Below are 24,570 nucleotides of genomic sequence, written 5' to 3' on the forward strand. Positions count from 1 at the left end.
CTCATCCTCCCGCGTACGCCGGTCGGGGTCAGCGGTTGCCGCGCTTGGCGGCGCGACGCTGCTGCTTGATGGTGTCGCGCACCTCGCGCTCGGTCTCGGCGTGCCGGCGCGCGGAGGCGGCGCGGCGCACGCCGTACCCGAACGCGGCCACCTTCACCAGCGGGTTCGCGGCGGCGGCCGAGACCACGGTGGCCAGGTTCGCCACGTTCGCGGTGACGTTCTGCGCGTGGCTGGTCATGGTGTCCACCTTGGCGAGCTGCAGGTTCACCCCGTCCAGCGAGGTCTGCACCTGCTCCAGCGCCACGTTGACGTTCTTCACCGTGGTGTTCACGTCCCCGAGCAGCGGTGCGGTGCGGTCGTTGAGCTCGTTGATCATGCGGGTCGTCGCGTCCACGGTGTGCCGCAGCCGCAGGATCGGCACCGCCAGCACGAGCACCAGCATCAGGAACGCGCCGGCCAGGACCAGCCAAGCGACCTCGCTACCGTTCACGCGCACGTCCTCCTCAAGCAGTGTCCCGGAACCCGACGCTCCGGAACGCGCGACCGTACCTACCCACTTCGCGCCACGCCGACCCGGTCACCGGGCGCGGACGGGCGTGCCAGCCCCAGACCCTACCGTCCGTGATGAAAGTCGGCTCACGACGGTGAGGGAGTCGCCTCGCCCAGCGGGTCGTCGGTCAGCGTCGGGAACGGATCCTCACCGGTGAGTGACGGATCGGTGGTCGGCGTCGGCCCGGTGCGCTCGTCGTCGATCGCGTTGCGCACCTTCACCGACACCAACGAGCCGGTGCACGTCGCCGCTGCGGGCGCGGTCGGCGCGGAGGGCGCGGGCGCGCCGTCGATCGGCGGCGGCGTGCAGGCCGGGTCGCGTACCCACAGGTCAAGCGTGAGTTCGTCGCGACGCCAGCAGGTGTAGCTGCCCTCGACCTTCTCCTCCGGGCAGCGTTCGACGCTCCACCGCCGCCAGCCGTCCTTGGCCAGCGCCTGCTCGTAGACGGCGACCGTCTGCTCCCATCCCTGCTCCGACTCGACCGCGCGTTCCCGCAGCCGACAGTCCTGCAGGCACCAGCGGCTGCCGCTGACGTTGTCGACTGTCTTCTTCTCGGCCCAGGCGGGCACGTCGAGCGCGTCGAGGGTGTCGAAGACCGGATCGCGGCTGAGCGTCCGCATGCCGAAGTAGAGCGGTACCGCGCCCAGCAGCAGGAGGCTGACCAGCGCGAGGACACCCATCCGCAGGCGGCGCCGCTCGCGCATCTGCCGCCGCAGCTCGGACCGGGCGCCGCGCAGGCCACCGGCCTCCGCGTCGGTCTCGTCCACGCCGGGACCGGCGGGTCGCGGCGCGGGCATGCCGTCCGCGCCGGGCCGTGGCCCGGCAGCCTCCCCCGGGGGTACGACAGCAGCCGCCCGCGCCACCGCCGGAGCGCCCGGAGGCGGTGCCATGCCGGCCGGGTTGCCCGGACCGCTGCGGTCCGGCTCCGGTCCGGGGCCGGCCGCCCGTCCGGTGGTCCGCTCGTCCGGTCCGACCGGTCGCGCCACACCGGCCGCCGCGCGGGCGGCAGGCGCCGGTCCGGCGGCCGCGCCCCGGGCGCCGGGCGCCACCGGTGGACGGGGTCCGCCACCGGGCGGAGGTGCCTCACCGGGCCGGACCGGGCCGGACCCGCCGGGCCCCTGCCGGGGCGGATGCGGGCCGGGACCGCCGGGTCCCTGCCGGGGTGGGTGCGGGCCGGGACCGATACGGCCACCGTCGCCGCCGGGCGGACCGGCCGGACGCGGCGGGCCACCACCGGGACGGCCACCACCGATCGGCAAACCACCCGTGCGCTCGACGTCGCTCTGCGGGCCGCCACCGGGTGGTACGCCGGGGCGGGCGGCGCCCCGGGCCGGGCCGGGGCGGGCGGGGTTCGCGGCCGGGGCGGGCATCGGGGGACCCGCCGGTGGCGCGATCGGGCCGGACTGGTCGGGCCGGACCGGTGCAGCCGGTTGGCCTGCCGCCGCGCCACGCGCCGGCCCACCCGGTCCAGCCGGCGCGGGCCGCCGCGACGGCGTACCCGGATCGGCCGGTTCGGGGCGGACCGGTGGGACGGCGGCGCCGGTACGGCCGGTCGGCTCGTCGGCCGGGCGGCGGGTCACCGGCATGGCGGGGTCGGTGTGTGGCGCGCGACCGGCCTGCCGCAACCATTCGCCCGGCCGCTGCGGGCGCGGGTCGCCGGTGTCGTCAGGCGCCGCGCGACGTCCGGGCCGCGCCGCCTCGGCCGCGGCGCCGGGTTCGGCCGGCCCGTCGGGAGCGGCCCTCCGGCCACCCGGCGCGGCGCGGCGCGGCGCGTTCGCCGGGCCGCCGGACACGGGCGCGCCGGGCAGGTCCGGCGCGTTTCCGCTGCGCGGCACCACCGGCGGGCGGTCCGGTTCCGGGGCGGCCCGGCGGCCACCCGCCGGGGGCACGACGCCCTCAGGCGCGGCGCGGCGGCCGGCGCCGGAGACGGGGCGGGTGCCGGGCGGAACGTCGTCCGGCCGGGCACGACGGCCCGCGCCCGACACGGGCCGGACGCCGGGCGCTACGTCGTCCGGTCGCGCGCGACGGGGCCCGCCGGAGACCGGCTGGACGCCGGCGGTGTCGTCGGGCCGGGCCCGGCGGCCGCCGGGCGGCGAGGTGACGGGCGGGTTGGCCGCGGCCTGGTGCGCGCCCTCCGGCACGCCGGCACCGTGCCGGCCGCGAGGTGTCGGCGGCCGGTGCTCGCCGTCGACGGGCGGGCGGCCCGGCTCGGCGGGTACCCGGCCGGGTGGCGGCCCGGCGGGCGCGCCGGGCGGCGGCGAGACGCCGGTGACCGGCGGCTGCTGGCCGGTGGGGCCGTCCGCGCCCCGGCGGGCGGGTGCTCCCGCCGGACGACGGGCCTCGGGCACGCCGGGCCAGGGACCGTCGACGGGCGGGCGCGGCGCGCCGGCCTCGGGACCGCCGGGGCGCACCGGCGGCGCGGCCGGGCCGAGCTGGTCGGGACCGCGCCGGGTCACCGGAGGACGCGGACCGGGCCGGCCGCCGGGCATCGGGGGCGGCGCGTCAGCCGGGCGGCCGGGTGGCATCTCCGGACCGGGCCGGGCGGCGCCCGCGTCCGCTGCGGAACGCCCGGCGACAGGTGGTACGTCCGCGCCGGGCCGGACGTGACCGGGCCCGGCCGGTCCTCCGCGGCCCACGCCCGGCGGGGACGCCGGGCCGCCACGACCGGAAACGGGCGGTTGCGTCGGGTCGGTGCGGCCGTCCGGCACCGGCCCGGCCGGTTGGGGACGGCCGGGGGGCGGGGCGGCGGGAGACGACGGATCGGGCCGGCCGGACGACGGAGGCGCCGCCGGGCCGGGCCGACCGGAGACGGGTGGCTGCGGACCCGGGTGACCGGCCAGGGGCGGCTGCGGGCCCGGGTGACCGGACGCGGGCGGCTGCGGACCCGGCCGGCCGGGTGGTTGCGGGCCCGGCGCCGGGGGCCGCGGAGCGGACCGGGCGGGCATCCCCGGCCCGGCGGCGGGCGGAGGCATGCCGGGCCCGGCGGCCGGGCCCGGTGCTGCTCCCGGCCGGCCCGGCGCGGGCGCGGAGGAATCCCCCTCCGGTCCGAGTTCGCCGCCCTGCTGCTTGGCGGTACGCAGATCGTCGATCCAGCCGAGTTCCTCGCCGACGACGGTCGGGTCGAGCTCGGGCTCGGCCCGGCCGCGTCCCCACCGGCGGCCCTTGGCCCGCGGATCGCGCCGCTCGTCGGGGCCGTCCGCCGGCCGCTCCGGACCACGCGCCATCACTACTGACCCCCCTCGGCGGCGTCGCTGCCGCCCTCACTCGCCCCGCTGGCCTGCTCGCCGCCGCCCACCCGGGCCCCGTTCACGGCGGCCGGGGCGCCGGCCTCCGCCCGGGTCGCCGGTGCCGGCAGCCCACGGACGATCCGGCGCAGCAGCGGCAGCCGGGTGGCCACCGCCCGCTCCGCGCCGTGCCCACTGGGCTGGTAGTAGTCGGTCCCGACGAGGTCGTCCGGAGCGTACTGCTGGGTGACCACCCCCCGGTGGTCGTCGTGCGGGTAGCGGTAGCCGGCCCCGTGCCCGAGTCCGCGCGCGCCGGAGTAGTGGGCGTCGCGCAGCCCGCGCGGCACCGGGCCGCCACGACCGGCGCGTACGTCGGCGACAGCGGCGCCGATCGCGGCGGTGGCCGAGTTCGACTTCGGCGCGGTGGCCAGGTGGATGACCGCCTGGGCCAGGTTGAGCTGCGCCTCCGGCAGGCCCACGTACTCGACCGCGTGGGCGGCGGCGGTGGCGACCGTCAGCGCGGTGGGATCGGCCATGCCGACGTCCTCGCTGGCGAAGATCACCAGCCGGCGGGCGATGAACCGGGCGTCCTCGCCGGCCACCAGCATCCGGGCCAGCCAGTGCAGCGCCGCGTCCACGTCGGAGCCGCGCATGCTTTTGATGAACGCGCTGGTCACGTCGTAGTGCGCGTCGCCGTCGCGGTCGTAGCGCACCGCCGCCACGTCGACCGCCTGCTCCGCCACGGCCAGGTCGATCCGGCCGGCGCCGAGCGCGGTCGCGGTGGCCGCGGCCGCCTCCAGCGCGGTGAGCGCCTTGCGTACGTCGCCCCCGGCGAGCCGGACCAGGTGGTCCTCCGCCTCCTCGGCCAGCACCAGCGCGCCGCCGAGGCCGCGCTCGTCGGCGACCGCGCGGCGCAGCAGCCCGCGTACGTCGTCGTCGTCGAGGGCCTGAAGGGTGAGCAGTACGCACCGCGACAACAAGGGCGAGATGACCGAGAAGTACGGGTTCTCCGTGGTCGCCGCCAGCAGCGTGACAGTACGGTCCTCGACGGCGGCGAGAAGCGAGTCCTGCTGGGTCTTGCTGAACCGGTGCACCTCGTCGATGAACAGCACCGTCGGCGGGCCGCCGGAACGCCGCTGCCGCCGCGCGGTCTCGATCACCGCGCGGACGTCCTTCACACCTGCGGTCAGCGCGGACATCGCCACGAACCGCCGGTCGGTGGCCCGGGCCACGAGATGCGCGATCGTGGTCTTGCCGCTGCCCGGCGGCCCCCAGAGGATGACCGACATCGGCGCCGCGCCCTCGACCAGCTGACGCAGCGGCGCGCCCGGTGCGAGCAGGTGCTCCTGCCCGACCAGCTCGTCGATGCCGGCCGGCCGCATCCGCACCGGCAGGGGCGAGTCCGCCCGGGCGTCGGTGAAGCCGTCGGCGCCGCTCGCGCCCGCGGGTGCTCCGGCGGGCTCGCCGAGGGTGAAGAGGGCGTCCGATTCCATCACGAGAACAGTACCGGGCCGGGCCGACGGCGCCGGAATCGCGCCGCCGACCCGACCCGGGTGGTCGTTTCCGGTCAGCCGCGACCCGGCCGCCGGCCCCGGTACCAGCGGCCGCCACCGCCGCCGCGCGGGCCGGAGCCGACGCCGGCCAGGTAGAGCGAGAGCAGCAGGAAGCCGATGAGCATGAGCGTCGAGGTGCTGAACAGATCGGGCGCGCCGAGGTCGGTGTTCATGAAGTCGAGCAGCAGCGCGAAACCGAACACGATGGCCGCGAGAATGGCGAGCATGTCGTTCCTCCGGTGGGGGTTCCCAGCAGGTCGGCGACGGATGTACCCAATCGGTCTGTTCGTCAATCTCCACCCTGGAACAGGAGATGGCCGTCCTCCGATACGGGCTGCGGGTGCTCGTAGGCTGGCGCAATGATCACTGTCGACGAGGCGCTGACCGGGCGCGGGGCGCTGCTCGCCGCGGCCGGCGACCACCCGTACGCCCGGCACGCGCTGCGGCGCGACCAGGCCGTACGCGGATGGCGGCACGGCGGCGCGGTCGGGTGGCTGCTCCCGCCGGGCGAGTGGTCGGCCGGCGGGGCGGTCGGCGCCCCCGGCCCGGCGATCGACGTCTTCGCCGCCCACCGGGTGGACGGGACGCTGCGAGCCGGTCAGTCGATCAACCTGCCCCACGCCGACCCGGACGAGGTGGCCGCGCGGCTGCCGGTGGCCCGGCTGATCGACTGGGACTTCCTCTGGACCACCGCGCCGCCGCCGCACCAGCCGGAGCAGGAGCGGGTGGAGCGGCTCACCGCTGCCGACCACCCCGCCCTGACCGCGCTGATCGAGGAGGCGTTCCCGAGCACCACCTCCCGGCCGGGCGAGCCGGGCATCGTCGACTGGTACGGGATCCGCGACGGGGACCGCCTGCTCGCCTGCGGCGCGGATCGCAGCCGCGCCGACATCGGCTTCCTGGCCGGGTTGACCGTCGCGCCCGGGCTTCGCGGCCGGGGGCTGGGCGCGGCGCTGACCGCCGGCATGACTGACGCCCTGTTCGCCCGGTACGACACGGTGGCGCTGGGCGTCTACCCGGACAACCTGGGCGCGATCCGGCTCTACCGGCGGCTCGGCTTCACCGCCACCGAACGCCGCACCTCGATCAAGCTGGCCTGACGCTGCCGGCACCCGGCCAGGGCTGCGATCGGAAGTGGGCGCGTCGAACCGGTGAGTGGAACGTCATGGGTGTCAAACGGGAGCCGAGACACCCATGACGTTCCACCCGCGGGGCGGTGACCCGCACGGCGATGCCGGGAACGTTGCTGCCGACAACGCCGGCACCACTCGGCCGCCGCCGGGCGACGCCCGCCGTCGGGACGCCGGGACGCCGGGACGGCCCAACCACTGCCGGGCGACGCCCGCAGGACTCAGTCGCGGCCGGGTGACGCCGGCACGACCACCGGCCCGGGCCCGCCAGTGACGGCAGCCGCGTCCGCGCCGACGGCGGCGCCACGGTCCGCCGCGTCGAGGGGCGGCTCGGACGCCAGGCCGGCGTGGCCGGGGCCGCCGCCCGTCACCTCCGGCGTCACGTCGACCGCCGAGGGGGTACGGCGGGCGGCGCGCCAGGCCGGCAGGTAGAGCGGCGCGGCCACGGCGAGCACCACCCCGCCGACGATCATGGCGGTGCTGACGCTCGTGGCGTCGGCCAGCGCGGTGAGCGTGACCGCGCCGAGCGCGCCGGCCGGCTGGCCGGCCATCGAGTTGAGCGACAGCACGCTGGTGCGGTACGGCCCGTCGACCTGCCGGTGCAGCAGTCCCATGTGCAGTGGGTTCGACGCGCCGTGCACGGTGTAGCAGGCCAGGTACGCGATGAGGATGCCGACCGGCCCGGCCAGCAGGCCCATGCCGACCACTGTGACGCCCTGGAGGATCCGCATCAGCGCGGCGGCCGGGGCGGCGCCGAGGCGGCGCAGCAGGAACGGGGTGAGCGCGGCGCCGGCGGCGTTCGCGAGCCAGGCCGCGGTGCCGGCGGGGCCGAGCAGCGCCGCGGCGCGGGCCGGGTCGTCGAGCACCTCGGCGAGGCGTACCGGCAGCAGCGACTCGAAGGTGACCATGCCGAAGCCCCAGAACAGCTCGACGGCGACCAGGGCCGCCAGCACCCGGTTTCGGCGCAGCAGCCCGACGGCCTGCCCGACCATCCGGGGCGCGTCGACCACGGAGGCGCGCAGCGCGGCCGGGCCGGACGCGGGCCGCCGCTCGGCCATCAGCGCGAGCAGCGCCACGATGGACACGGCCTGGAGCACGGCGGCGACGATCACCGGCAGCGCGAGGGCGCTGACCGGGCCGACCGGGCCGAGCGCGACGAGGCCGCCGCTGAGCAGGGCGCCGGCGCCGATGGCGACACCGATCACGGTGCCGGCCCAGCCGAGGCCGCGTTCGTACTCGGCTTTCGGGTCGGCGGCGAGCGTCGCGTCGACGTACCAGGATTCCATCGGGCCGCTGTCGAGCGCCCGGTAGACGCCCTGCAGCGCCCAGACCAGGAAGAACATCCAGAACGAGTCGGCCACCGCCATCAGCGCCAGCGAGCCGAGGCCGATGGCCCAGGCGGCGACCAGCACGGGTTTGCGGCCGAGCGCGTCGGCGAAGCCGCCGGTGGGCAGTTCCAGCGCCAGCACGACGAGGCCCTGCGCGGTGGCGACCAGGCCGATCTGGGACAGCGTGAGGCCGCGCTCCTGCATCAGCAGGACCATCACCGGCATGAGCAGGCCGCTCGGTAGCCAGCGCAGGCCGTACAGCGTGAGGTAGCGGATCCGGATCTGGCGTACGGACAGCGCGGTCACGGCTTCTCCTCGGCGGGTGGCGGGGTGGACCGGGGGAACGCCGCGTCCATCGGGAGGGCGGCGAGGTAGAGCTGCACCGTCTCGGCGTCTGGGTCGTCCGGGTCGGTCTCGTCGCGGTGCCGCTCGAAGACCGCGAAGACCTCCTCCTGGATCGCCTTGAGGCGGTCCACCGGGATGCGCATGAAGAAGTCGCCCATGCCGAACGCGTCACGCCAGGCCGGCGACCACCGGTGCCGCTGGGCGAACCAGCGTTCGGCGTGCCCGGCGAAGAAGCGGACGTAGTCCGCCTCGACCCACTCGATGGCCGCCCGCGAGTCGGGGTCGTCGTCGAAGTCGCTGGACTCCCAGCTGGTGACGTCGTGCGCGGCCCGCCAGTAGCGCTGCCGGCCCGTGCCGAGGCTCGGGTCCTCGACCACGAGGCCGACCTCGGCGAGTTGGCGCAGGTGGTAGCTGGTCGCGCCGCTGTTGGTGCCGAGCGCCTCGGCGAGGGCGGTGGCGGTGGCCGGGCCCACCACGCGCAGCGCCCCGATCAGCCGCATGCGCAGCGGCTGGGCCAGCGCGCGGACCTGACGGTGGTCGATGCGTACGGTGCGCTTCTTCTCCTCCATGAGATGCACAATATCTGTGCACACTTTCCATGCACAAGATGCTTGCAAAGAATCTGTGCAACTAGCCGTACAGCTCGGTGATCCCGCGCAGCCGGGTCCGCAGCAGGCCCGCGGCGCGGGTGGAGTCCAGCACCACCTCGCCCGGTCGGCGCAGCCCGGCGGCGGCGATCGTGGTCGTCCGCAGCCCGCCCGTATCCACCCCGTCGTGCCGGGCCACCAGCAGCCCCAGCTCGGCGCGGCTCACCGCGTCCGGCCCGGCCACGTTCAGCAGCCCGGCATAGTCGCCCGGCACCAGCTCCAGCACCGCGCCGGCGAGGTCGGCGACGTGCACCGGGCAGCGCAGCTCGTCGGTGAACAGCGTGGCCCGCCCCGCGAGGGCCTCCCGGCAGAGCTGGATCTGCTTGCTGCCCTCCCCCACGATCAGCGAGGTACGCACCAGCGCCGCGCCCGGATCGACCGCCCGCACCGCCGTCTCCGCCGCCGCCTTCGCCGCCCCGTACGCGTGCAGCGGCGTGGGCACGGCCTCGTCCGCGTACGGCGCAGGCCGCCCGGCGTGCAGCGCGTCGCTGGACAGGTGCACCAGCCGGGCGTCCACCTCGGCGGCTGCTACCGCGATGTGGGCCGCCCCGTCCGCCGTGACCGCCCAGTCGTCGTACCGGTAGGGGGTGGCGACGACCGCGTCGGGGCGTACCCGGGTCAGCAGCTCCCGCACGGCGGCGCGGTCGGTCACGTCGAGCCGGTGCGGCGCGACGCCGGGCACCGCGACGGCGGAGCGGTGGTACGTGCCGGCGACCCGGTGCCCGGCGGCGACCGCCTGCCGGCACACCTCGGCGCCGAGGAAGCCGCTGGCTCCCACCACGAGCAGGTTCATGTCGTCTCCCCCGAAGATCGAAAAAGGCCCGCGTCATCATGACGCGGGCCAGTTCCGGAAAGCGAGGATCAGACGGGGTCGGCCACCGGGGCGGCCGGGCCGGCGGTGCCGGCGTGCGGACCGGCCGGGGCCTTCGGCTTGGCGTCGATGCCGGCCTCGGCGCGCTGCTGCCCGGTGATCGGGGTGGGCGCGCCGGTCAGCGGGTCGAAGCCGCCGCGGGTCTTCGGGAACGCGATGACCTCGCGGATCGAGTCGGCGCCGGCCAGCAGCATGCAGACCCGGTCCCAGCCGAACGCGATGCCGCCGTGCGGCGGGGCGCCGTACTTGAACGCCTCCAGCAGGAAGCCGAACTTGTCCTGCGCCTCGTCGGCGGTGATGCCGAGCAGGTCGAACACCCGCTGCTGCACGTCGCCGCGATGGATACGGATCGAGCCGCCGCCGATCTCGTTGCCGTTGCAGACGATGTCGTACGCGTACGCCAGCGCCCGGTCCGGCGCGTCCTCGAACCGGTCCACCCACTCGGCGTTCGGCGAGGTGAACGGGTGGTGCACGGCGGTCCAGCCGCCCTCGTCGGTGCGTTCGAACATCGGCGCGTCGACGACCCAGCAGAACGCCCAGGCGCTCTCGTCGATCAGGTTCGACCGCTTGGCGATCTCGATCCGGGCCGCGCCGAGCAGCTCCTGCGCCTCGCGGGTGTTCGTGCTCGCGGCGAAGAAGATCGCATCGCCGGGCTTCGCGCCGACCGCGTCGGCCAGGCCGGACAGGTGCGCCTCGGACAGGTTCTTCGCCACCGGGCCGCGCGGCTCGCCGGTCTCGGCGTCCAGCACCACGTACGCCAGGCCGCGCGCGCCGCGCGCCTTGGCCCAGTCCTGCCAGCCGTCCAGCTCCTTGCGGGTCTGCGCCGCGCCGCCGGGCATGACCACCGCGCCGACGTAGCCGCCCGCGTCGATCGCGCCGGCGAACACCCGGAACTCGGTGCCGCGCAGGTAGTCGGTCAGCTCGGTCAGCTCCACGCCGTAGCGCAGGTCCGGCTTGTCCGAGCCGTACCGGGACATGGCGTCGTGCCAGGTGATGCGCGGGATCGGCCGGGCGATCTCGTAGCCGGCGAGGTCCTGCCACAGCGCCGAGACGATCGCCTCGCCGAGGTCGATCACGTCGTCCTCGGTGACGAACGACATCTCGATGTCGAGCTGGGTGAACTCCGGCTGCCGGTCGGCACGGAAGTCCTCGTCGCGGTAGCAGCGGGCGATCTGGTAGTACCGCTCCATGCCGCCGACCATGAGCAGCTGCTTGAACAGCTGCGGCGACTGCGGCAGCGCGTACCAGCTGCCCGGCTGCAGCCGCACCGGCACCAGGAAGTCGCGCGCGCCCTCCGGGGTGGAGCGGGTGAGCGTCGGCGTCTCGATCTCCAGGAAGTCCCGCTCGTGCAGCACACCACGGGCGATCTGGTTGGCCCGCGAGCGCAGCCGCATCGCCTTCGCCGGGCCGCCCCGGCGCAGGTCCAGGTAGCGGTACTTGAGCCGGATGTCGTCGCCGGCCTCGATCTGGTCGTCCACCGGCAGCGGCAGCGGCGCGGCCTCGGAGAGCACCTCCAGCGCGGAGGCGGTCACCTCGACCTCGCCGGTGGGCAGGTCCGGGTTCTCGTTGCCCTCGGGGCGGCGGGTCACCTCGCCGGTGACCTTGACGCAGAACTCGTTGCGCAGCGCGTGCGCGTCCTCCTCGCGGAAGACCACCTGCACGACACCGGAGGCGTCGCGCAGGTCGACGAAGATGACACCGCCGTGGTCGCGCCGGCGGGCCACCCACCCGGCGAGCGTCACCGTCGAGCCGGCGTCCGCGGCGCGCAGGCTTCCGGCATTGTGGGTACGGATCACGGCTGGCGTCTCCTCAATCTGGTCCACTCACTGCTCCCCCGCATTCTGTCAGGGCGGGCGGGCCCGCTCCCGGGCACCCGTCGAGCCGGTCCGCCCCGGCGGTGGCGAAAGCGCCGTGCGGGCCGGGTCCGGCGGTCTACCGTGGCCGGGTGCGTGCCGTACCGAGCTGGGCCGTGGTCACCGCGGCCGCCGCGCCCGCGCTGCTGGTGGCGGGCTGGACGGTCGCGGGCGCCCGCCAGGGGCCGGGGTACGACCCGGTGCGGGACACGATCAGCGAGCTGGCCGGCGAGGGCGCGACCGATCCGTGGCTGATGGGTGGCGCGCTGGTGCTGCTCGGCTGCTGCTACGCCGCCACCGCCGCCGCGCTGCACGCCGCCGGGCTGCCCAGCCGCTTCCTGCTCGCGGTCGGCGGGGTGGCCACCGTCGCGCTGGTCGCGTTCCCCCGTCCGCAGGTTGGTGGCTCCCCGGCGCACGGCGTGGTCGCGACGGTGGCGGTGCTCGCGTTGTCGCTGTGGCCGGCCGGGACGGCGCTGCGGCTGCCCCGGAGAGTCCCGCGCGAGGTGGCCGCCTCCCCGGCCGGCACGCCGCCGTGGGCGTTCCGCCGGCCGGTGGCGCTGGCCGTGACGGCGGCGCTGCTGGCGTTGTTCGGCTGGTCGGTGGCCGAGGTGACCGGCGGCTCCCGGACCGGGCTGGCCGAGCGGGTGGCAGCGCTCGCGGTGACGCTCTGGCCGCTGGCGGCGGTGCTGTCGGCGCGGCGGGCCCACCGGCACTGGACGGCCCGGCCGTCGGACCCGCCCCGCCCGGACGGGCCGCCGATCGGTCCGGGCCGTCTTGGAGCGGGCGCCTGAGCGGGTACGCGGAACGGGCCGCCGGTCGCCCGGCGGCCCGTTGGATGCGATGCGTGGATCAGAAGACGCTCACGCCGTAGACGCTGAGCGGCTCGGTGACCGGCTGGAAGTAGGTGGTGCCGCCGGAGGAGCAGTTGCCGCTGCCGCCGGAGGTGAGGCCCAGGGCGGTGGTGCCGGCGAACAGCGAGCCGCCGCTGTCGCCCGGCTCGGCGCAGACGGTGGTGCGGATCAGGCCGGAGACGCGGCCCTCGGCGTAGTTGACGGTCGCGTTGAGCGCGGTCACGCTGCCGCTCTTCACGCCGGTGGTGCTGCCGGAACGGCGGACGGACTGGCCGACGTAGGCGTTGCCGGCCGAGGTGATGTCCTGGGTGCTGCCGTTGTAGAGCGAGACGTTGCCGGCCGCGTTGGCCGAGTTGCTGTGCCGGACGATGCCGTAGTCGTTACCCGGGAAGCTGGTGCCGGTCCGGGTGCCGAGCACGGTGGTGCGGCTGGAGTTGGAGTACCAGGTCGAGCCGATGTTGGTGCAGTGCCCGGCGGTGAGGAAGTAGTACGTCGAGCCGCTGCGCACGTTGAAGCCGAGCGAGCAGCGTCCGCCGCTGGCGTAGATGGCCTGGCCGCCGGAGATCCGGGTGCTCAGCACGCCGGCCTCGGCCTCGATGCGGATCGCGCCGTTGTGCCGGGCGGCGGCGGCCCTGACCCGCTCCAGCTTGGCGCCGGTGACGGTGCTGTCGATGGAGACGACGACCTGGTTCGTGACCGGGTCGGTCCACCAGGCGGTGCCGGGGATGCTCGCGGAGCGCTCCAGCTCGCTGGTGGCGGCGTTGAGCTTGTCCGCGCCGCGCGCCACAATCTTCGGGATGGCGCCGGCGGCGCGGACCTGGCGGGCGGTGGCGGTGTCGGTCACCGTGACGATCATCTTCCCGCTGGCGTCGGCGTACGTGCCGGCCGCCCGGGCGCCGAGCTTCTCGACGAGGGTGGCGGCGGCGTCCGGCGAGAGGGCCGCGGGGGCGGCCTGCGCGGGGGCGCTGAGCAGCGAGCCGGTGACCAGGGTGCCGGCAACGGCGACTGCGGCGGCGCGGCGGAGCGTGGACCTCGTGGGTCGCATGTAACAACCTCCGAATGGGGGTGAACGGGCGCTGTCATGGGGGCGCGCCCGAGGACAACCCGGGCGACCTGGGGAAACCGCCCGGGTGCCCAAAGTATTCACACATTTAAGATCGTAAACAAGACATGGCTTTGCCCGGATTCGCACCAGCACCCGATGTAACGCCCCAGCAACAACATCGACTCAAGGTGTCAGAGCCGGGGATCGACCCGCGTCGACGTGCTGGGGGCAGGCGCGGCGAACGGTCAGGCGCGCGGGCGGTCAGGCGCGGCGGTGGGCGCCGGGGCCGGGACGGGGCAGCACGTCGCGCGCCTCGGTGATCTCGTGCCCCTCGGCGCAGCGCAGCTCGACCCGAACCTCGGCGCCACAGTCACGATGCGCCACGCTCAGCGGGGAGCCCTCCGGGTCGGCCAGGTAGCGGTCACCCCAGCCGAGCACGGCGACGAGCACCGGCCACAGGTCCAGCCCCATCTCGGTGAGCCGGTACTCGTGACGCGGCCGGCTGCCCGGCTCCCGGTACGGCTCGCGACGCAGCACGCCGCGCTCGACGAGCATGGCGAGCCGGTTGGTCAGCACCTGGCGCGGGATGCCGGTGCGCACCCGCATGTCGTCGAAGCGGCGTACGCCGTTGAAGACCTCGCGCAGCACGACCAGTGTCCACCGCTCGCCGAGGACCTCCATGGCGCGCGCGATGGTGCAGTTCTCCACCGACCAGTCCAGTGCCGCGGGTCTCATCCGACCAGGCTAGGTCTGATTGACAGACTCAGCAACGCGCTGCCAGGCTGAGTCCATGACGCAGACGCAGGAACGCTCGCGCACGTTCACCTGGTCCGACCCGGCCGCCGGGGCCGCCCACCTGGGCCGGCGCAGCGGCCTGGAACTGATGCGGGCGATGATCGCCGGCGAGCTGGCCGCCCCGCCGATCATGCACCTGATCGACATGTCCCGGATGGAGGCCGAGGAGGGGCGCGTGGCGGTCGAGCTGCTGCCGCAGGAGTTCCACTACAACCCGCTCGGCACGGTGCACGGCGGCGTCCTCTCCACGCTGCTGGACACCGCCGCGGCCTGCGCCGTGCACACCACGCTGCCGCCCGGGGTCGGCTACACGTCGCTCGACCTCAACGTGAAGTTCCTGCGCCCGGTCACCGTCGACACCGGCACACTGCGCTGCGAGGGCACTGTGCTCCAGCGGGGCCGCCGCACCGCCCTGGCCGAGGCCCGCCTGACCGACCCCGCCGACCGCCTGGTGGCCCACGCCACCTCAACCTGCCTGATCTTCCCCCTCCCCTGACCACCGCACCCCGCGCCCCCCGCCGCGCCCGGCGATCTTGCGGTTGCGGCCCCCGCAGCGCCGGTTTCGCGGCATTCGCGGGGGCCGTGAGTGCAAGATCGCGCGGGAGAGAGGGGGGCGGGGTCAGCGGGTTGCGGCCAGGCGGGCTGCTCGGGCTGCGCGCTTCTCCTCGAAGCGGGACGCCTGGGTCTCCAGCATGTCCAGGTGGGCGGCGATCTGGTCGCGGGCGGCCTCGCCGTCGGCGTTCAGGCCGGTCACGTCGAACAGGTTCCACTGACGCAGCACCGGCATCACCACCTCGTCACGGTGCTGGCGCAGGTCGTAGATGCCGGCCAACGCGATCGCCACCGACTTGCGGGCGAAGCCGTCGATGCCCACGCCCGGCATCTGGAAGTTGGCCAGCACGTCGGCGACCGCCCGCATGGCCTGCGACGGGGCCAGCTCGAACGCCGCGCCGAGCAGGTTGCGGTAGAAGACCATGTGCAGGTTCTCGTCCGCCGCCACCCGGGCCAGCAGCGCCTCGCACGTCGGGTCGCCGGTGGCCCGGCCCGTGTTGCGGTGCGAGATGCGGGTCGCCAGCTCCTGGAACGACACGTACGCCAGCGAGTGCAGCATCTCCTGGTCGTGGACGTTCTGGTAGCCCGCCGACATGTGCACCATGCGGGCCCGCTCCAGCGCCACCGGGTCCACCGCCCGGGTCACCGTCAGGTAGTCGCGGATCGCCGTGCCGTGCCGCCCCTCCTCGGCGGTCCACCGGTGCACCCAGGTGCCCCACGCGCCGTCGCGCCCGAACAGGGTGGCGATCTCGTGGTGGTACGAGGGCAGGTTGTCCTCGGTGAGCAGGTTGACGATCAGCGCCGTCCGGGCCACGTCGGGCAGCGTCGAGTCCTCCGGTGACCAGGCCTCGCCGCCCAGCGGGCCGTCGAAGGTGCGGCCCTCGCTCCACGGCACGTACTCGTGCGGGAACCACTCCTTGGCCAGCGACAGGTGGCGGTCGAGGTTCTTCTCGACCACCGGCTCGAGTTCGGTGAGCAGAGCGGTCTGGCTGAGCACGGTCACGACGTTCTCCCTACGGTGGCGTAACTTACGCCACCGTAGGTCCAAACGCCTTCAGACGCCAGTGCCGGCCGGGCCGACCAGCGGCTTCAGGTCCGCCCGGGGCGGCGTCCACTCGCCCGCCGAAGCGGCCACCTGCTCACCGGAACGGATGTCCTTGACCTCGTCGCCGTCCGCGCCGGGGAACCAGACGTACGGGATGCCGCGCCGCTCGGCGTACCGGATCTGCTTGCCGAACTTGGCCGCCGACGGGGACACCTCGGTCGGCACACCGCGCGCCCGCAGCGCCGCCGCGACCGCGTCACTGGCCGCCCGGTCCTCCTCGGCGGTGACCGCCACCAGCACACAGGTCGGCACCGAACGGGACACCGACAGCGCCTCGGCGCCGAAGAGCAGGCCGAGCAGCCGGGTCACCCCGATCGAGATGCCCACCCCGGGGAACCGGACGTTGCCGGAGCTGGCCAGGTTGTCGTACCGGCCGCCGGAGCAGATCGACCCGAACCGCTCGTAGCCGATCATCTGCGTCTCGTAGACCGTACCCGTGTAGTAGTCCAGGCCCCGCGCGATGCGCAGGTCGGCCACGCAGAGGCCGGGCGCGTGCGCGGCGGCGGTCTCCACCACGGCGGCCAACTCCGCGACGCCCTCGTCCAGCAGCGGATCGCTCACCCCGAGGCCGCGCACCGCGTCGGCGAAGGAGGCGTCCGGCGCGGAGATCTCGGCCAGCGACAGCACGGCCTTGGCCTGCGCCTCACTCGCCCCGGCGGTGCTCGCCAGCAGCTCCGTCACCCCGGCCGGGCCGATCTTGTCGAGCTTGTCGACGGCGCGCAGCGCCGCCTCCGTGTCGGTCAGCCCGATGCCCCGGTAGAAGCCCTCGCAGATCTTGCGGTTGTTGACCTGGATACGCACCGGCGGGATCGGCAGCGACCGCAGCGCGTCACCGATGACCAGCGGCATCTCCGCCTCGTAGTGCGCCGGCAGCGTGTCCCGGTCGACGATGTCGATGTCGGCCTGGAGGAACTCCCGGTAGCGGCCCTCCTGCGGGCGCTCACCCCGCCACACCTTCTGGATCTGGTAGCGGCGGAACGGGAACTGCAGCTTGCCGGCGTTCTCCAGCACGTAGCGGGCGAACGGCACGGTCAGGTCGAAGTGCAGGCCGAGCGCGTCGTCACCGGCCGGCCCGTCGGCGTCGGCCTGCAACCGGCGCAGCAGGTACACCTCCTTGGAGGTCTCCCCCTTGCGCAGGAGCTGGTCCAGCGGCTCGACCGAGCGGGTCTCCAGCGGCGCGAAGCCGTACAGCTCGAACGTGGCGCGGATCCGGTCGAGCACGAACTGCTCGATCATCCGCTGCGCCGGCGTCCACTCGGGGAAGCCGGAAATGGGCGTGGGCTTGCTCATCACGAACTCCTTGAGAACCCGCGCGGGCGCGGGTGAGGGTCTAGAGGCCTCGGGTGGGCGCGGCCGGGCGCGCGCCGCCGGTGCCCGCCACCTCGACGAGGTACGGGTTGGTCGCGCGCTCGCGGCCGATAGTGGTCGCGGGGCCGTGGCCGGGCAGGACGACTGTGTCGTCGGCCAGCGGGAGCACCTTGTCCCGCAGGCTGGACAGCATCCGGGGCATGCTGCCGCCCGGCAGGTCGGTACGGCCGATCGAGCCGGCGAACAGCACGTCACCGGAGAGGCAGATCTGCTCCGCCTCCCAGGGCGAGCCGGCGCCGGGCAACCGGAACAGCACCGACCCGCCGGTATGGCCGGGGGCGTGGTCGACGGTGATCTCCAACCCGGCCAGCGACAGCGTCGCGCCGTCGGTCAGCTCGGCCACGTCGTCCGGCTCGGCGTACGGCAGCCGGCCGCCGAACAGCTGGGTCAGGTCCATCGACAGCGCCTTGCTCGGGTCGGCCAGCAGCTCCCGGTCGTCCGGGTGGACGTAGGCGGGGATGCCCCGCGCGCCGCAGACCGGGGCGACGGAGAACGTGTGGTCCAGGTGGCCGTGGGTGAGCAGCACGGCGGCCGGGTGCAGGCGATGCTCGGCGAGCACGGCGTCGAGCCGGTCGAGCACCCCGATGCCGGGGTCGACCACCACGCACTGCTCCCCCGGAGCGGTCGCCACCACGTAGCAGTTGGTGCCGAAGGCGTCCGCGGGAAAGCCGGCCACGAGCACGTCGCTCCCCTTTCCGTCCGGTCGTCGTCTGCTTGCAGCCTAGTCGTAGCGGCGAGCGAGTTCCGCCCGCCACCGGGCCCGTCCGCCCCGGCCGGGCTGAGATGACGGGACCTCGTACACGACATTCACAGTCGCTACCCGTACACTCTGGCGGGCGTGTGGCGTGGCGCACCCCGACCGGAACGGCGGCCGGCGCCCGGCGCCGGCGGCGATTCAGGCAGAGGAAGGGGAGCGCACGTGGCTTCCAGCAGGGACCGGCAGCGCAAACTGGCGCGGGCCAAGCTCGACCGGCAGCTCGCCCGGCGGGCGGCGGCCGCGAAGCGCCGCCGGCAGATCCGGGCCGGTGTGGGCGCCGCGGTGGTGCTCGTGCTGATCGTGGCCGGTTCCGCCTGGGCGCTCGGCGCGTTCGACTCGGAGCCGGAGAAGCAGGCCGCCGAGGACGTCTGCCTCTGGACCGCGCAGGACGGCGCCGTCAACACCAACCTCAAGGACGTCGGCGAGCCGCCCACCACGGGCCTGCCCACCTCGGGCACCCGGCCGATGACGATCACCACCAACCAGGGTGGCCCGATCACCGTCGAGCTGGACCAGACCGACGCGCCGTGCGGCGCGGCGAGCCTGAGCTACCTGGCCGGCCGCTCGTTCTTCGACAACACCACGTGCCACGAGATCACCGCCGAGGGCGCGCTGCGCTGCGGCGACCCGACCGGCACCGGGCTCGGCGGACCGACCTACTCGTTCTTCGACGAGAACGTGCCGGCCGCGCCGGAGCCCAGCCCGTCGGCCTCCCCGGCCCCGGGGCAGCCGGCGACGTACCCGAAGGGCACGGTCGCCATGATCGGCAACCCGCCGGGTAGCAACGGCAGCCAGTTCCTGATCTTCTTCAAGGACGCCAGCCCGGAGAAGCCGGCCTACTCCGTGGTCGGCAAGGTCACCGGCGGGCTCGACGTGGTGGAGAAGATCGGCGCCATGCCGACGGAGGACAATGGCAACGGCGCCAAGGTCAAGCCCAAGACGCAGATCCTGGTGCAGAGCGTCACCGTCGGCGAGCCGGGCGCGGCTCCGGCCGACAGTCCCGCGCCCTCGCCGAGCGCCAGCGCGGGCTGACCGACCCAGAGCCGGCGGCAGCCCGCCGGCTCACCCACACGTGACCGGCGGCGCGCGCGCCGACCCCAAACGCAGCAGGTGAGGAGTGACCGTGACGTCCACCAGAGACCGCCAGCGCGCGGCGGCGCGGGCCAAGCTCGAGCGGGAGATGGCGGAGCGGGCCGGCAAGGCCCGCAAGCGCCGGCAGACCCAGGCGATCGTCGGCGCCGCGGCCGTGCTGGTGCTCGTCGTTGCCGGCACGGTGTGGCTGGCCACCTCGCTCGGCGGCGACGACGACGAGCAGACGGGCGGCACGACCACTGCCGACGCCGTGCAGTGCGCGTACACGGAGGTGCCCAAGGAGGGCCGGCCGCCGCAGATCAAGGACGTCGGGCTGCCGCCGACCCAGCAGGCCGGCAAGGGCTCCCAGACGATGACCATCGACACCAACCTGGGCCCGATCACCGCCAAGATCGACCGTGCCGCCGTGCCCTGCACCGCGGGCAGCTTCACGCACCTCGCCAGCAAGGGCTTCTTCGACAACACCAAGTGCCACCGCCTGGTGACCGAGGGCATCAAGGTGCTCCAGTGCGGCGACCCGAGCGCCACCGGCAAGGGCTGGCGGGACACCGACGGCACCGGCGGGCCCAGCTACAACCTGGCCGAGGAGAACCTCCCCACCAACAAGCGCCCGCCGTACCCGGAGGGTGTCATCGCGATGGCCAACTCCGGGCAGCCGGGCAGCACCGGCAGCCAGTTCTTCATCGTGTACGGCGACTCGCCGCTCGACCCGAACTACACGGTGCTGGGCACCATCACCGGTGGCATGGACGTGGTGAAGCAGGTCGCCGCGGCCGGTGACGACGGCGCGTTCGCCAAGCAGGCCGGCGGTGGTCACCCGAAGAAGGAGATCACCATGACCAAGGTGACGATGAGCCCGGTCGAGGGCGGCTGACCGCACCGGTACGACGACGAAGCGCCCGCCGGCTGATCGCAGCCGGCGGGCGCTTTCGCGTACGTGGTGGCTCAGGCCCCGGAGGTGACCCGGTACGCGTCGAACACGCCGTCGACCTTGCGTACCGCGGCCAGCAGGTGGCCCAGGTGCTTCGGGTCGGCCATCTCGAAGCTGAACCGGCTCACCGCCACCCGGTCCCGGGTGGTGGTGACGGTCGCGGAGAGGATGTTGACCCGCTCCTCGGACAGCACCCGGGTCACGTCGGCGAGCAGCTTGTGCCGGTCCAGCGCCTCGACCTGGATGGCGACCAGGAACGTGGACGCCGAGGTGAGCTTCCAGCTGACCTCGACCACCCGCTCGGGCTGGGCGCGCAGGTCCTCGGCGTTGGCGCAGTCGTCCCGGTGCACGCTGACCCCGCCGGAGCGGGTGACGAAACCGAACACCGAGTCCGGCGGCACCGGCGTACAGCAGCGGGCCAGCTTGATCCAGACGTCGCTGACGCCGCGGACCACCACGCCCGGGTCGGCGCTGCTCTGCCGGCTGCGCGGCGGCCGGGTGGCGACGGCGGTCTCGGCGATGTCCTCCGCCGCGCCCTCCTCGCCGCCGTAGGAGGCCATCAGCTTCTGCACGACCGACTGCGCGGAGACCTGGCTGTCGCCGACCGCCGCGTACAGCGACGCCACGTCGGCGAGGTGCAGGTCCCGCGCGATCGCCATCAGCGCGTCCGAGGTGAGCATCCGCTGCAACGGCATGCCCTGCTTGCGCATCGCCTTGACGATCGCGTCCTTGCCGGCCTCGATCGCCTCCTCGCGCCGCTCCTTGTTGAAGTACTGGCGGATCTTCGTACGCGCGCGCGGGCTCTTCACGAAGCCCAGCCAGTCCTGCGTCGGGCCGGCCGTGTCGGACTTCGACGTGAAGATCTCGATCACGTCGCCGTTGGAGAGCGTCGACTCCAGCGGCACCAGCTTGCCGTTCACCCGCGCGCCGATGCACTTGTGCCCGACCTCGGTGTGCACCGCGTACGCGAAGTCCACCGGCGTCGACCCGGTCGGCAGCGGGATGACGTCGCCCTTGGGGGTGAAGACGTACACCTCCTGGCTGGACAGGTCGAACCGCAGCGCGTCCAGGAACTCGCTCGGGTCCGCCGCCTCGCGCTGCCAGTCAAGCAGCTGCCGCAGCCAGGTCATCTCGTCGATGTGCGCCGGCGGGCCCACCACCGGCGTGCCCTTGTGCTCCTTGTACTTCCAGTGCGCGGCGATGCCGAACTCGGCGGTGCGGTGCATCGCGTACGTGCGGATCTGCATCTCCACCGGCTTGCCGGTGGGCCCGATGACAGTCGTGTGCAGCGACTGGTACATGTTGAACTTGGGCATGGCGATGTAGTCCTTGAACCGGCCCGGCACCGGCTGCCAGTTGGCGTGGATGACCCCCAACGCCGCATAGCAGTCGCGCACCGTGTCGACCAGGATCCGCACACCCACCAGGTCGTAGATGTCGTTGAAGTCGCGCCCCCGCACGATCATCTTCTGGTAGATCGAGTAGAGGTGCTTCGGCCGCCCGGTCGTCTCCGCCTTGATCTTGGCGGCCTTCAGGTCGGTGGACACCTTCTGGGTCACCTGGCGCAGCAGCGCCTCGCGCTGCGGCTGGTGCTCCCCGATCAGCCGGTTGATCTCCTCGAACCGCTTCGGGAACAGCGTGCCGAAGGCGAGATCCTCCAGCTCCCACTTGATCGTGTTCATACCGAGGCGGTGCGCCAGCGGCGCCAGGATCTCCAGCGTCTCCTTGGCCTTCTGCTCCTGCTTGGGGCGCGGCAGGAAGGTCAGGGTCCGCATGTTGTGCAGCCGGTCGGCCAGCTTGATCACCAGGACCCGGGGGTCCTTCGCCATCGCGACGACCATCTTGCGGATGGTCTCGGCCTTGGCCGCGTCGCCGAGCTTGACCTTGTCGAGCTTGGTGACGCCGTCGACGAGCAGCGCGACCTCGCCGCCGAAGTCGGCGCGCATCGCGTCGAGCGTGTACTCGGTGTCCTCGATGGTGTCGTGCAGCAGCGCCGCGACCAGCGTGGTGGTGTCCATGCCCAGGTTCGCCAGGATGGTCGCCACCGCGAGCGGGTGCGTGATGTAGGGGTCGCCGGACTTGCGGTACTGCCCCGAGTGCCACCGCGCGGCCGTGTCGAAGGCGCGCTGCAGCAGCCGCGCGTCGGCCTTGGGGTGGTTCTCCCGGTGCGTCGCGATCAGCGGCTCCAGCACCTCGCTGACCTGCGAGGTCTGCCAGGGCGCGTTGAACCGGGCCAGCCGGGCGCGTACCCGCCGGCCGGTGGGCGCGTTGGAGAGCGCGAACCCGCCGCTGGTCGCCGCGTCGGCGGCAGCCTCGGTCGGGAACGGCACCACGACCGCCCCGCCGTCGGCCGTCGCGTCGGGCGCGCCGCCGGTGGCGCCGGTCGCCCGGGCCTGCGGGTTGCCGCTGCGCTCGGTCACCGAGCCGTCCGCGTCGCCTGTCGGGTGCACCGTGCCCTCCACCGGAGGGACGACATCGTGGGACACCGGCCTCCTCACCGCTCGCCGGGATGCGCCGGCCGTTCGGCCGACGTCTGGTTCAACCGGCCCGGGGGCCGGTGTTGTTCCGCGCGGTCACCGGGGCCGGGCCCCGGCGCCTTCGCCGCCCCGGACACCTCGGCCGGGTCGGGCAAAGCGCAATGCTACCCGTACGCAGGGTACGCCACCGCTCCCCCGGACGGTCGGCGCCGACCGGCCCGACGGCCGGGGCCGGGTCAAACGGTCAACAGGGCGTGGACCGGACGCGGCGCGAGCCGCTTGCGGCCTTCCAGGAAGCCCAGCTCCAGCAGCACGGTGAACCCGGTCACCGTGCCACCGGCCCGCTCCACCAGGTCCAGCGTCGCCTCGGCGGTGCCGCCGGTGGCGAGCACGTCGTCGAGCACCAGCACGCGGTGGCCGGCGGTGAAGGCGTCCTGGTGCACCTCCAGCGTCGCCTCGCCGTACTCCAGCGCGTAGGAGGCGGAGTGCGTCGCCCGGGGCAGCTTGCCGGCCTTGCGCACCGGCACCACGCCGACCCCGGTGGCGTACGCGACGGCCGCGGCGAGCACGAACCCACGCGCCTCGATGCCGGCGACGGCGTCGAACGAGTCGCGCCCGTGGTACGCGATGATGCCGTCGATCACCTCACGGAACGCCGTACCGTCGGCGAACAGCGGCATCAGGTCCTTGAACACGACACCCGGCTTGGGGAAGTCCGGCACGTCCAGCAACCGGCTGGCGACGAGCTGGGCGACCTCCGGGCCGCTGTCTCCGCGTACGCCCGTGGTGTGGGTCTCCGTCACAGTGCGTCCCATGTCCTTTCGAAACGACGACGGCGTCCGTCATGCCGTGAGTCCAGCATGACGGACGCCGTCGTCGCGACTACGTCCGGGCCCGTGGTTCAGCGGCGCTTGCCGCCGGGCCGGTTGCCGCCACCCCCGGCGGGCCGGCCGCCGCGGGCGCCGCTGGGACGCTTGCCGGCCGGGCGGGCGCCGACCTTGGGGGCGGCGCCGGCGAGCGCGGCGGCCTCCGGGTCGATCGGCGCGTCGGCGTCGGCAGCCGGGGCGGCGCGCGAGGCGCCCTTCGGCGTGATCTCGCCCCGGGCCAGCGCGGCCCGGCGGGACAGCACCCGCTTGTTGTGCGCGCTGATCCGCGGGTCCATGTTCTTCAGCAGCACCAACAGCGGGGTGGCCAGCACGATCGAGGTCAGGAACGCCACCGCCATACCGACGAACAGCACCAGGCCGAGGTCCTTCAGCGTGCCCGCGCCGAGCAGGCCGGCGCCGATGAAGAGCAGGCCGCCGACCGGCAGCAGCGCCACCACCGAGGTGTTCAGCGACCGCATGAGGCTCTGGTTGAGCGCCAGGTTGGACGCCTCGCCGTAGGTGACGTTGTTGTTCGCGGTGATGCCGCGTGTGTTCTCCTGCACCTTGTCGAAGACCACCACCACGTCGTAGAGCGCGAAGCCCAGGATCGTGAGGAAGCCGATGATCGTCGACGGGGTGACCTCGAAGCCGACCAGCGAGTAGATGCCGGCGGTGAGGACCAGGTTGGTCAGCAGCGAGGTGATCGCCGCGACCGCCATCCGCCACTCGAAGCGCAGCACCAGGTAGATCGACACCACCGCGATGAAGATCAGCAGACCGAGGAAGGCGCGGGAGGTGACCTGGCTGCCCCACGCCTCGGAGACCTGGCTGCCGCTGATCTGGTCGGCCTGGATGCCGAACTCCTCCGCCATCGCGGCCTTGGCCGCGTTGGCCTGCTCGGCGCTGAGCTGCCCGGTGCGCATCTCGTAGAACTCGCCGCTGGTGCTGCCGACCTTCTGCGCGCTCACCACCTCGACGCCGGGCGCCTCGTCGGCCAGCACTTCGTCGACGGTCTGCTCGGCCCGGTCCAGCGTGCCGACGCTGGCCGGCACCTGGAACGTGTTGCCGCCGGCGAACTCGATGCCGAGCTTGAAGCCGCTGATCGCGAAGCTGAGCACCGCGATCAGGACGAGGACGCCCGCCACGCCGAACCACAGGTTGCGGCGGCCGACGATGTTGAGATCCGCCTCGCCCCGGTAGAGCCGGGCGGCCAGACCGTTCTTAGCCATC

21 protein-coding genes are annotated in these 24,570 nt (G+C 74.2%); 5 read left to right on the forward strand and 16 right to left on the reverse strand.

The window, feature by feature from the left end:
* Positions 1-28: 28 nt before the first annotated feature.
* The 4 genes from A4R25_RS27015 to A4R25_RS27035 form a co-directional block, all read right to left on the reverse strand.
* Positions 29-490: a DUF948 domain-containing protein gene (locus A4R25_RS27015; protein ID WP_043324962.1), complete on the reverse strand. Its 462-nt coding sequence runs from the start codon at positions 488-490 to the stop codon at positions 29-31.
* A 146-nt stretch (positions 491-636) separates the two neighbouring features.
* Positions 637-1,254 (reverse strand): hypothetical protein, encoded by a 618-nt coding sequence (locus A4R25_RS27020; protein ID WP_064448547.1) that lies wholly within the window; start codon positions 1,252-1,254, stop codon positions 637-639.
* A gap of 2,522 nt (positions 1,255-3,776) precedes the next feature.
* Positions 3,777-5,267 carry a replication-associated recombination protein A gene (locus tag A4R25_RS27030; protein ID WP_043324963.1) on the reverse strand — a complete coding sequence of 497 codons (1,491 nt, stop codon included), beginning with the start codon at positions 5,265-5,267 and terminating at the stop codon, positions 3,777-3,779.
* A 74-nt stretch (positions 5,268-5,341) separates the two neighbouring features.
* Complete coding sequence (locus A4R25_RS27035; protein ID WP_018785054.1) at positions 5,342-5,554, reverse strand: hypothetical protein; 213 nt, start codon at positions 5,552-5,554, stop codon at positions 5,342-5,344.
* A 132-nt stretch (positions 5,555-5,686) separates the two neighbouring features.
* Here A4R25_RS27035 and A4R25_RS27040 point away from each other — a divergent pair, with 132 nt between their 5' ends.
* Complete coding sequence (locus A4R25_RS27040; protein ID WP_064448517.1) at positions 5,687-6,427, forward strand: GNAT family N-acetyltransferase; 741 nt, start codon at positions 5,687-5,689, stop codon at positions 6,425-6,427.
* Between the two features lie 251 nt (positions 6,428-6,678).
* On the opposite strand, the gene A4R25_RS27045 is transcribed toward A4R25_RS27040, so the two are convergent.
* The 4 genes from A4R25_RS27045 to aspS all read right to left on the reverse strand — a co-directional run bounded on the left by A4R25_RS27045 (position 6,679) and on the right by aspS (position 11,444).
* The gene (locus A4R25_RS27045; RefSeq protein ID WP_064448518.1) at positions 6,679-8,091 is read right to left on the reverse strand and encodes an MFS transporter; all 1,413 of its coding nucleotides are present in this window, start codon (positions 8,089-8,091) and stop codon (positions 6,679-6,681) included.
* Entirely contained in the window at positions 8,088-8,699 is a 612-nt protein-coding gene (locus tag A4R25_RS27050) for a helix-turn-helix domain-containing protein (protein WP_064448519.1), read from the reverse strand. Before A4R25_RS27050 ends, A4R25_RS27045 begins: the two co-directional genes overlap by 4 nt.
* Before the next feature lie 61 nt (positions 8,700-8,760).
* On the reverse strand, positions 8,761-9,570 hold the full coding sequence (locus A4R25_RS27055; protein WP_064448520.1) for a sugar nucleotide-binding protein: 810 nt from the start codon (positions 9,568-9,570) through the stop codon (positions 8,761-8,763).
* Between the two features lie 68 nt (positions 9,571-9,638).
* The gene (gene aspS / locus A4R25_RS27060; RefSeq protein WP_064448521.1) at positions 9,639-11,444 is read right to left on the reverse strand and encodes an aspartate--tRNA ligase; all 1,806 of its coding nucleotides are present in this window, start codon (positions 11,442-11,444) and stop codon (positions 9,639-9,641) included.
* 149 nt (positions 11,445-11,593) lie between these two features.
* Between aspS and A4R25_RS27065 the strand changes: the two genes are divergently transcribed.
* A complete protein-coding gene (locus tag A4R25_RS27065) occupies positions 11,594-12,292 on the forward strand; it encodes a DUF998 domain-containing protein (protein WP_069087702.1) in 699 nt (232 codons plus the stop codon).
* Between the two features lie 58 nt (positions 12,293-12,350).
* On the opposite strand, the gene A4R25_RS27070 is transcribed toward A4R25_RS27065, so the two are convergent.
* Together A4R25_RS27070 and A4R25_RS27075 are read right to left on the reverse strand one after the other, a co-directional pair.
* The gene (locus A4R25_RS27070; protein WP_064448523.1) at positions 12,351-13,397 is read right to left on the reverse strand and encodes a S1 family peptidase; all 1,047 of its coding nucleotides are present in this window, start codon (positions 13,395-13,397) and stop codon (positions 12,351-12,353) included.
* A 261-nt stretch (positions 13,398-13,658) separates the two neighbouring features.
* Positions 13,659-14,132 (reverse strand): helix-turn-helix domain-containing protein, encoded by a 474-nt coding sequence (locus A4R25_RS27075; protein WP_043324969.1) that lies wholly within the window; start codon positions 14,130-14,132, stop codon positions 13,659-13,661.
* A 55-nt stretch (positions 14,133-14,187) separates the two neighbouring features.
* On the opposite strand from A4R25_RS27075, the gene A4R25_RS27080 reads away from it, so the two are divergent.
* Positions 14,188-14,688: a PaaI family thioesterase gene (locus A4R25_RS27080; protein ID WP_064448524.1), complete on the forward strand. Its 501-nt coding sequence runs from the start codon at positions 14,188-14,190 to the stop codon at positions 14,686-14,688.
* 123 nt (positions 14,689-14,811) lie between these two features.
* On the opposite strand, the gene A4R25_RS27085 is transcribed toward A4R25_RS27080, so the two are convergent.
* From A4R25_RS27085 to A4R25_RS27095, 3 genes are read right to left on the reverse strand one after another with little or no spacing between them, the layout of a single operon-like run.
* Entirely contained in the window at positions 14,812-15,747 is a 936-nt protein-coding gene (locus A4R25_RS27085) for an acyl-ACP desaturase (RefSeq protein WP_043324971.1), read from the reverse strand.
* Between the two features lie 51 nt (positions 15,748-15,798).
* Positions 15,799-17,139: a histidine--tRNA ligase gene (hisS, locus tag A4R25_RS27090; RefSeq protein ID WP_064448525.1), complete on the reverse strand. Its 1,341-nt coding sequence runs from the start codon at positions 17,137-17,139 to the stop codon at positions 15,799-15,801.
* Between the two features lie 40 nt (positions 17,140-17,179).
* Positions 17,180-17,899, reverse strand: a complete 720-nt coding sequence (locus tag A4R25_RS27095; RefSeq protein WP_030502528.1) for an MBL fold metallo-hydrolase — start codon at positions 17,897-17,899, stop codon at positions 17,180-17,182.
* Between the two features lie 237 nt (positions 17,900-18,136).
* Here A4R25_RS27095 and A4R25_RS27100 point away from each other — a divergent pair, with 237 nt between their 5' ends.
* Together A4R25_RS27100 and A4R25_RS27105 are read left to right on the forward strand one after the other, a co-directional pair.
* Entirely contained in the window at positions 18,137-19,006 is an 870-nt protein-coding gene (locus A4R25_RS27100; protein WP_064448526.1) for a peptidylprolyl isomerase, read from the forward strand.
* Positions 19,007-19,097: 91 nt separating this feature from the next.
* Positions 19,098-19,940, forward strand: a complete 843-nt coding sequence (locus A4R25_RS27105; protein WP_043330340.1) for a peptidylprolyl isomerase — start codon at positions 19,098-19,100, stop codon at positions 19,938-19,940.
* 71 nt (positions 19,941-20,011) lie between these two features.
* On the opposite strand, the gene A4R25_RS27110 is transcribed toward A4R25_RS27105, so the two are convergent.
* The 3 genes from A4R25_RS27110 to secF form a co-directional block, all read right to left on the reverse strand.
* Positions 20,012-22,483 (reverse strand): bifunctional (p)ppGpp synthetase/guanosine-3',5'-bis(diphosphate) 3'-pyrophosphohydrolase, encoded by a 2,472-nt coding sequence (locus A4R25_RS27110; protein ID WP_043324973.1) that lies wholly within the window; start codon positions 22,481-22,483, stop codon positions 20,012-20,014.
* Positions 22,484-22,710: 227 nt separating this feature from the next.
* Entirely contained in the window at positions 22,711-23,277 is a 567-nt protein-coding gene (locus A4R25_RS27115) for an adenine phosphoribosyltransferase (protein ID WP_043324974.1), read from the reverse strand.
* Positions 23,278-23,375: 98 nt separating this feature from the next.
* Positions 23,376-24,569 carry a protein translocase subunit SecF gene (gene secF / locus A4R25_RS27120; RefSeq protein WP_043324975.1) on the reverse strand — a complete coding sequence of 398 codons (1,194 nt, stop codon included), beginning with the start codon at positions 24,567-24,569 and terminating at the stop codon, positions 23,376-23,378.
* Position 24,570 lies beyond the last annotated feature (1 nt).

This window comes from Micromonospora sp. NBRC 110037, from assembly GCF_001652995.1.
GTDB lineage: Bacteria > Actinomycetota > Actinomycetes > Mycobacteriales > Micromonosporaceae > Micromonospora > Micromonospora chalcea.

Coding starts and splice junctions, on each gene's coding strand:
- A4R25_RS27020 (WP_064448547.1), bottom strand. CDS start 1,254: ATGCGCGAGCGGCGCCGCCTGCGGATGGGTGTCCTCGCGCTGGTCAGC.
- A4R25_RS27030 (WP_043324963.1), bottom strand. CDS start 5,267: ATGGAATCGGACGCCCTCTTCACCCTCGGCGAGCCCGCCGGAGCACCC.
- A4R25_RS27035 (WP_018785054.1), bottom strand. CDS start 5,554: ATGCTCGCCATTCTCGCGGCCATCGTGTTCGGTTTCGCGCTGCTGCTC.
- A4R25_RS27040 (WP_064448517.1), top strand. CDS start 5,687: ATGATCACTGTCGACGAGGCGCTGACCGGGCGCGGGGCGCTGCTCGCC.
- A4R25_RS27050 (WP_064448519.1), bottom strand. CDS start 8,699: ATGGAGGAGAAGAAGCGCACCGTACGCATCGACCACCGTCAGGTCCGC.
- A4R25_RS27055 (WP_064448520.1), bottom strand. CDS start 9,570: ATGAACCTGCTCGTGGTGGGAGCCAGCGGCTTCCTCGGCGCCGAGGTG.
- A4R25_RS27070 (WP_064448523.1), bottom strand. CDS start 13,397: ATGCGACCCACGAGGTCCACGCTCCGCCGCGCCGCCGCAGTCGCCGTT.
- A4R25_RS27075 (WP_043324969.1), bottom strand. CDS start 14,132: ATGAGACCCGCGGCACTGGACTGGTCGGTGGAGAACTGCACCATCGCG.
- A4R25_RS27080 (WP_064448524.1), top strand. CDS start 14,188: ATGACGCAGACGCAGGAACGCTCGCGCACGTTCACCTGGTCCGACCCG.
- hisS (WP_064448525.1), bottom strand. CDS start 17,139: ATGAGCAAGCCCACGCCCATTTCCGGCTTCCCCGAGTGGACGCCGGCG.
- secF (WP_043324975.1), bottom strand. CDS start 24,569: ATGGCTAAGAACGGTCTGGCCGCCCGGCTCTACCGGGGCGAGGCGGAT.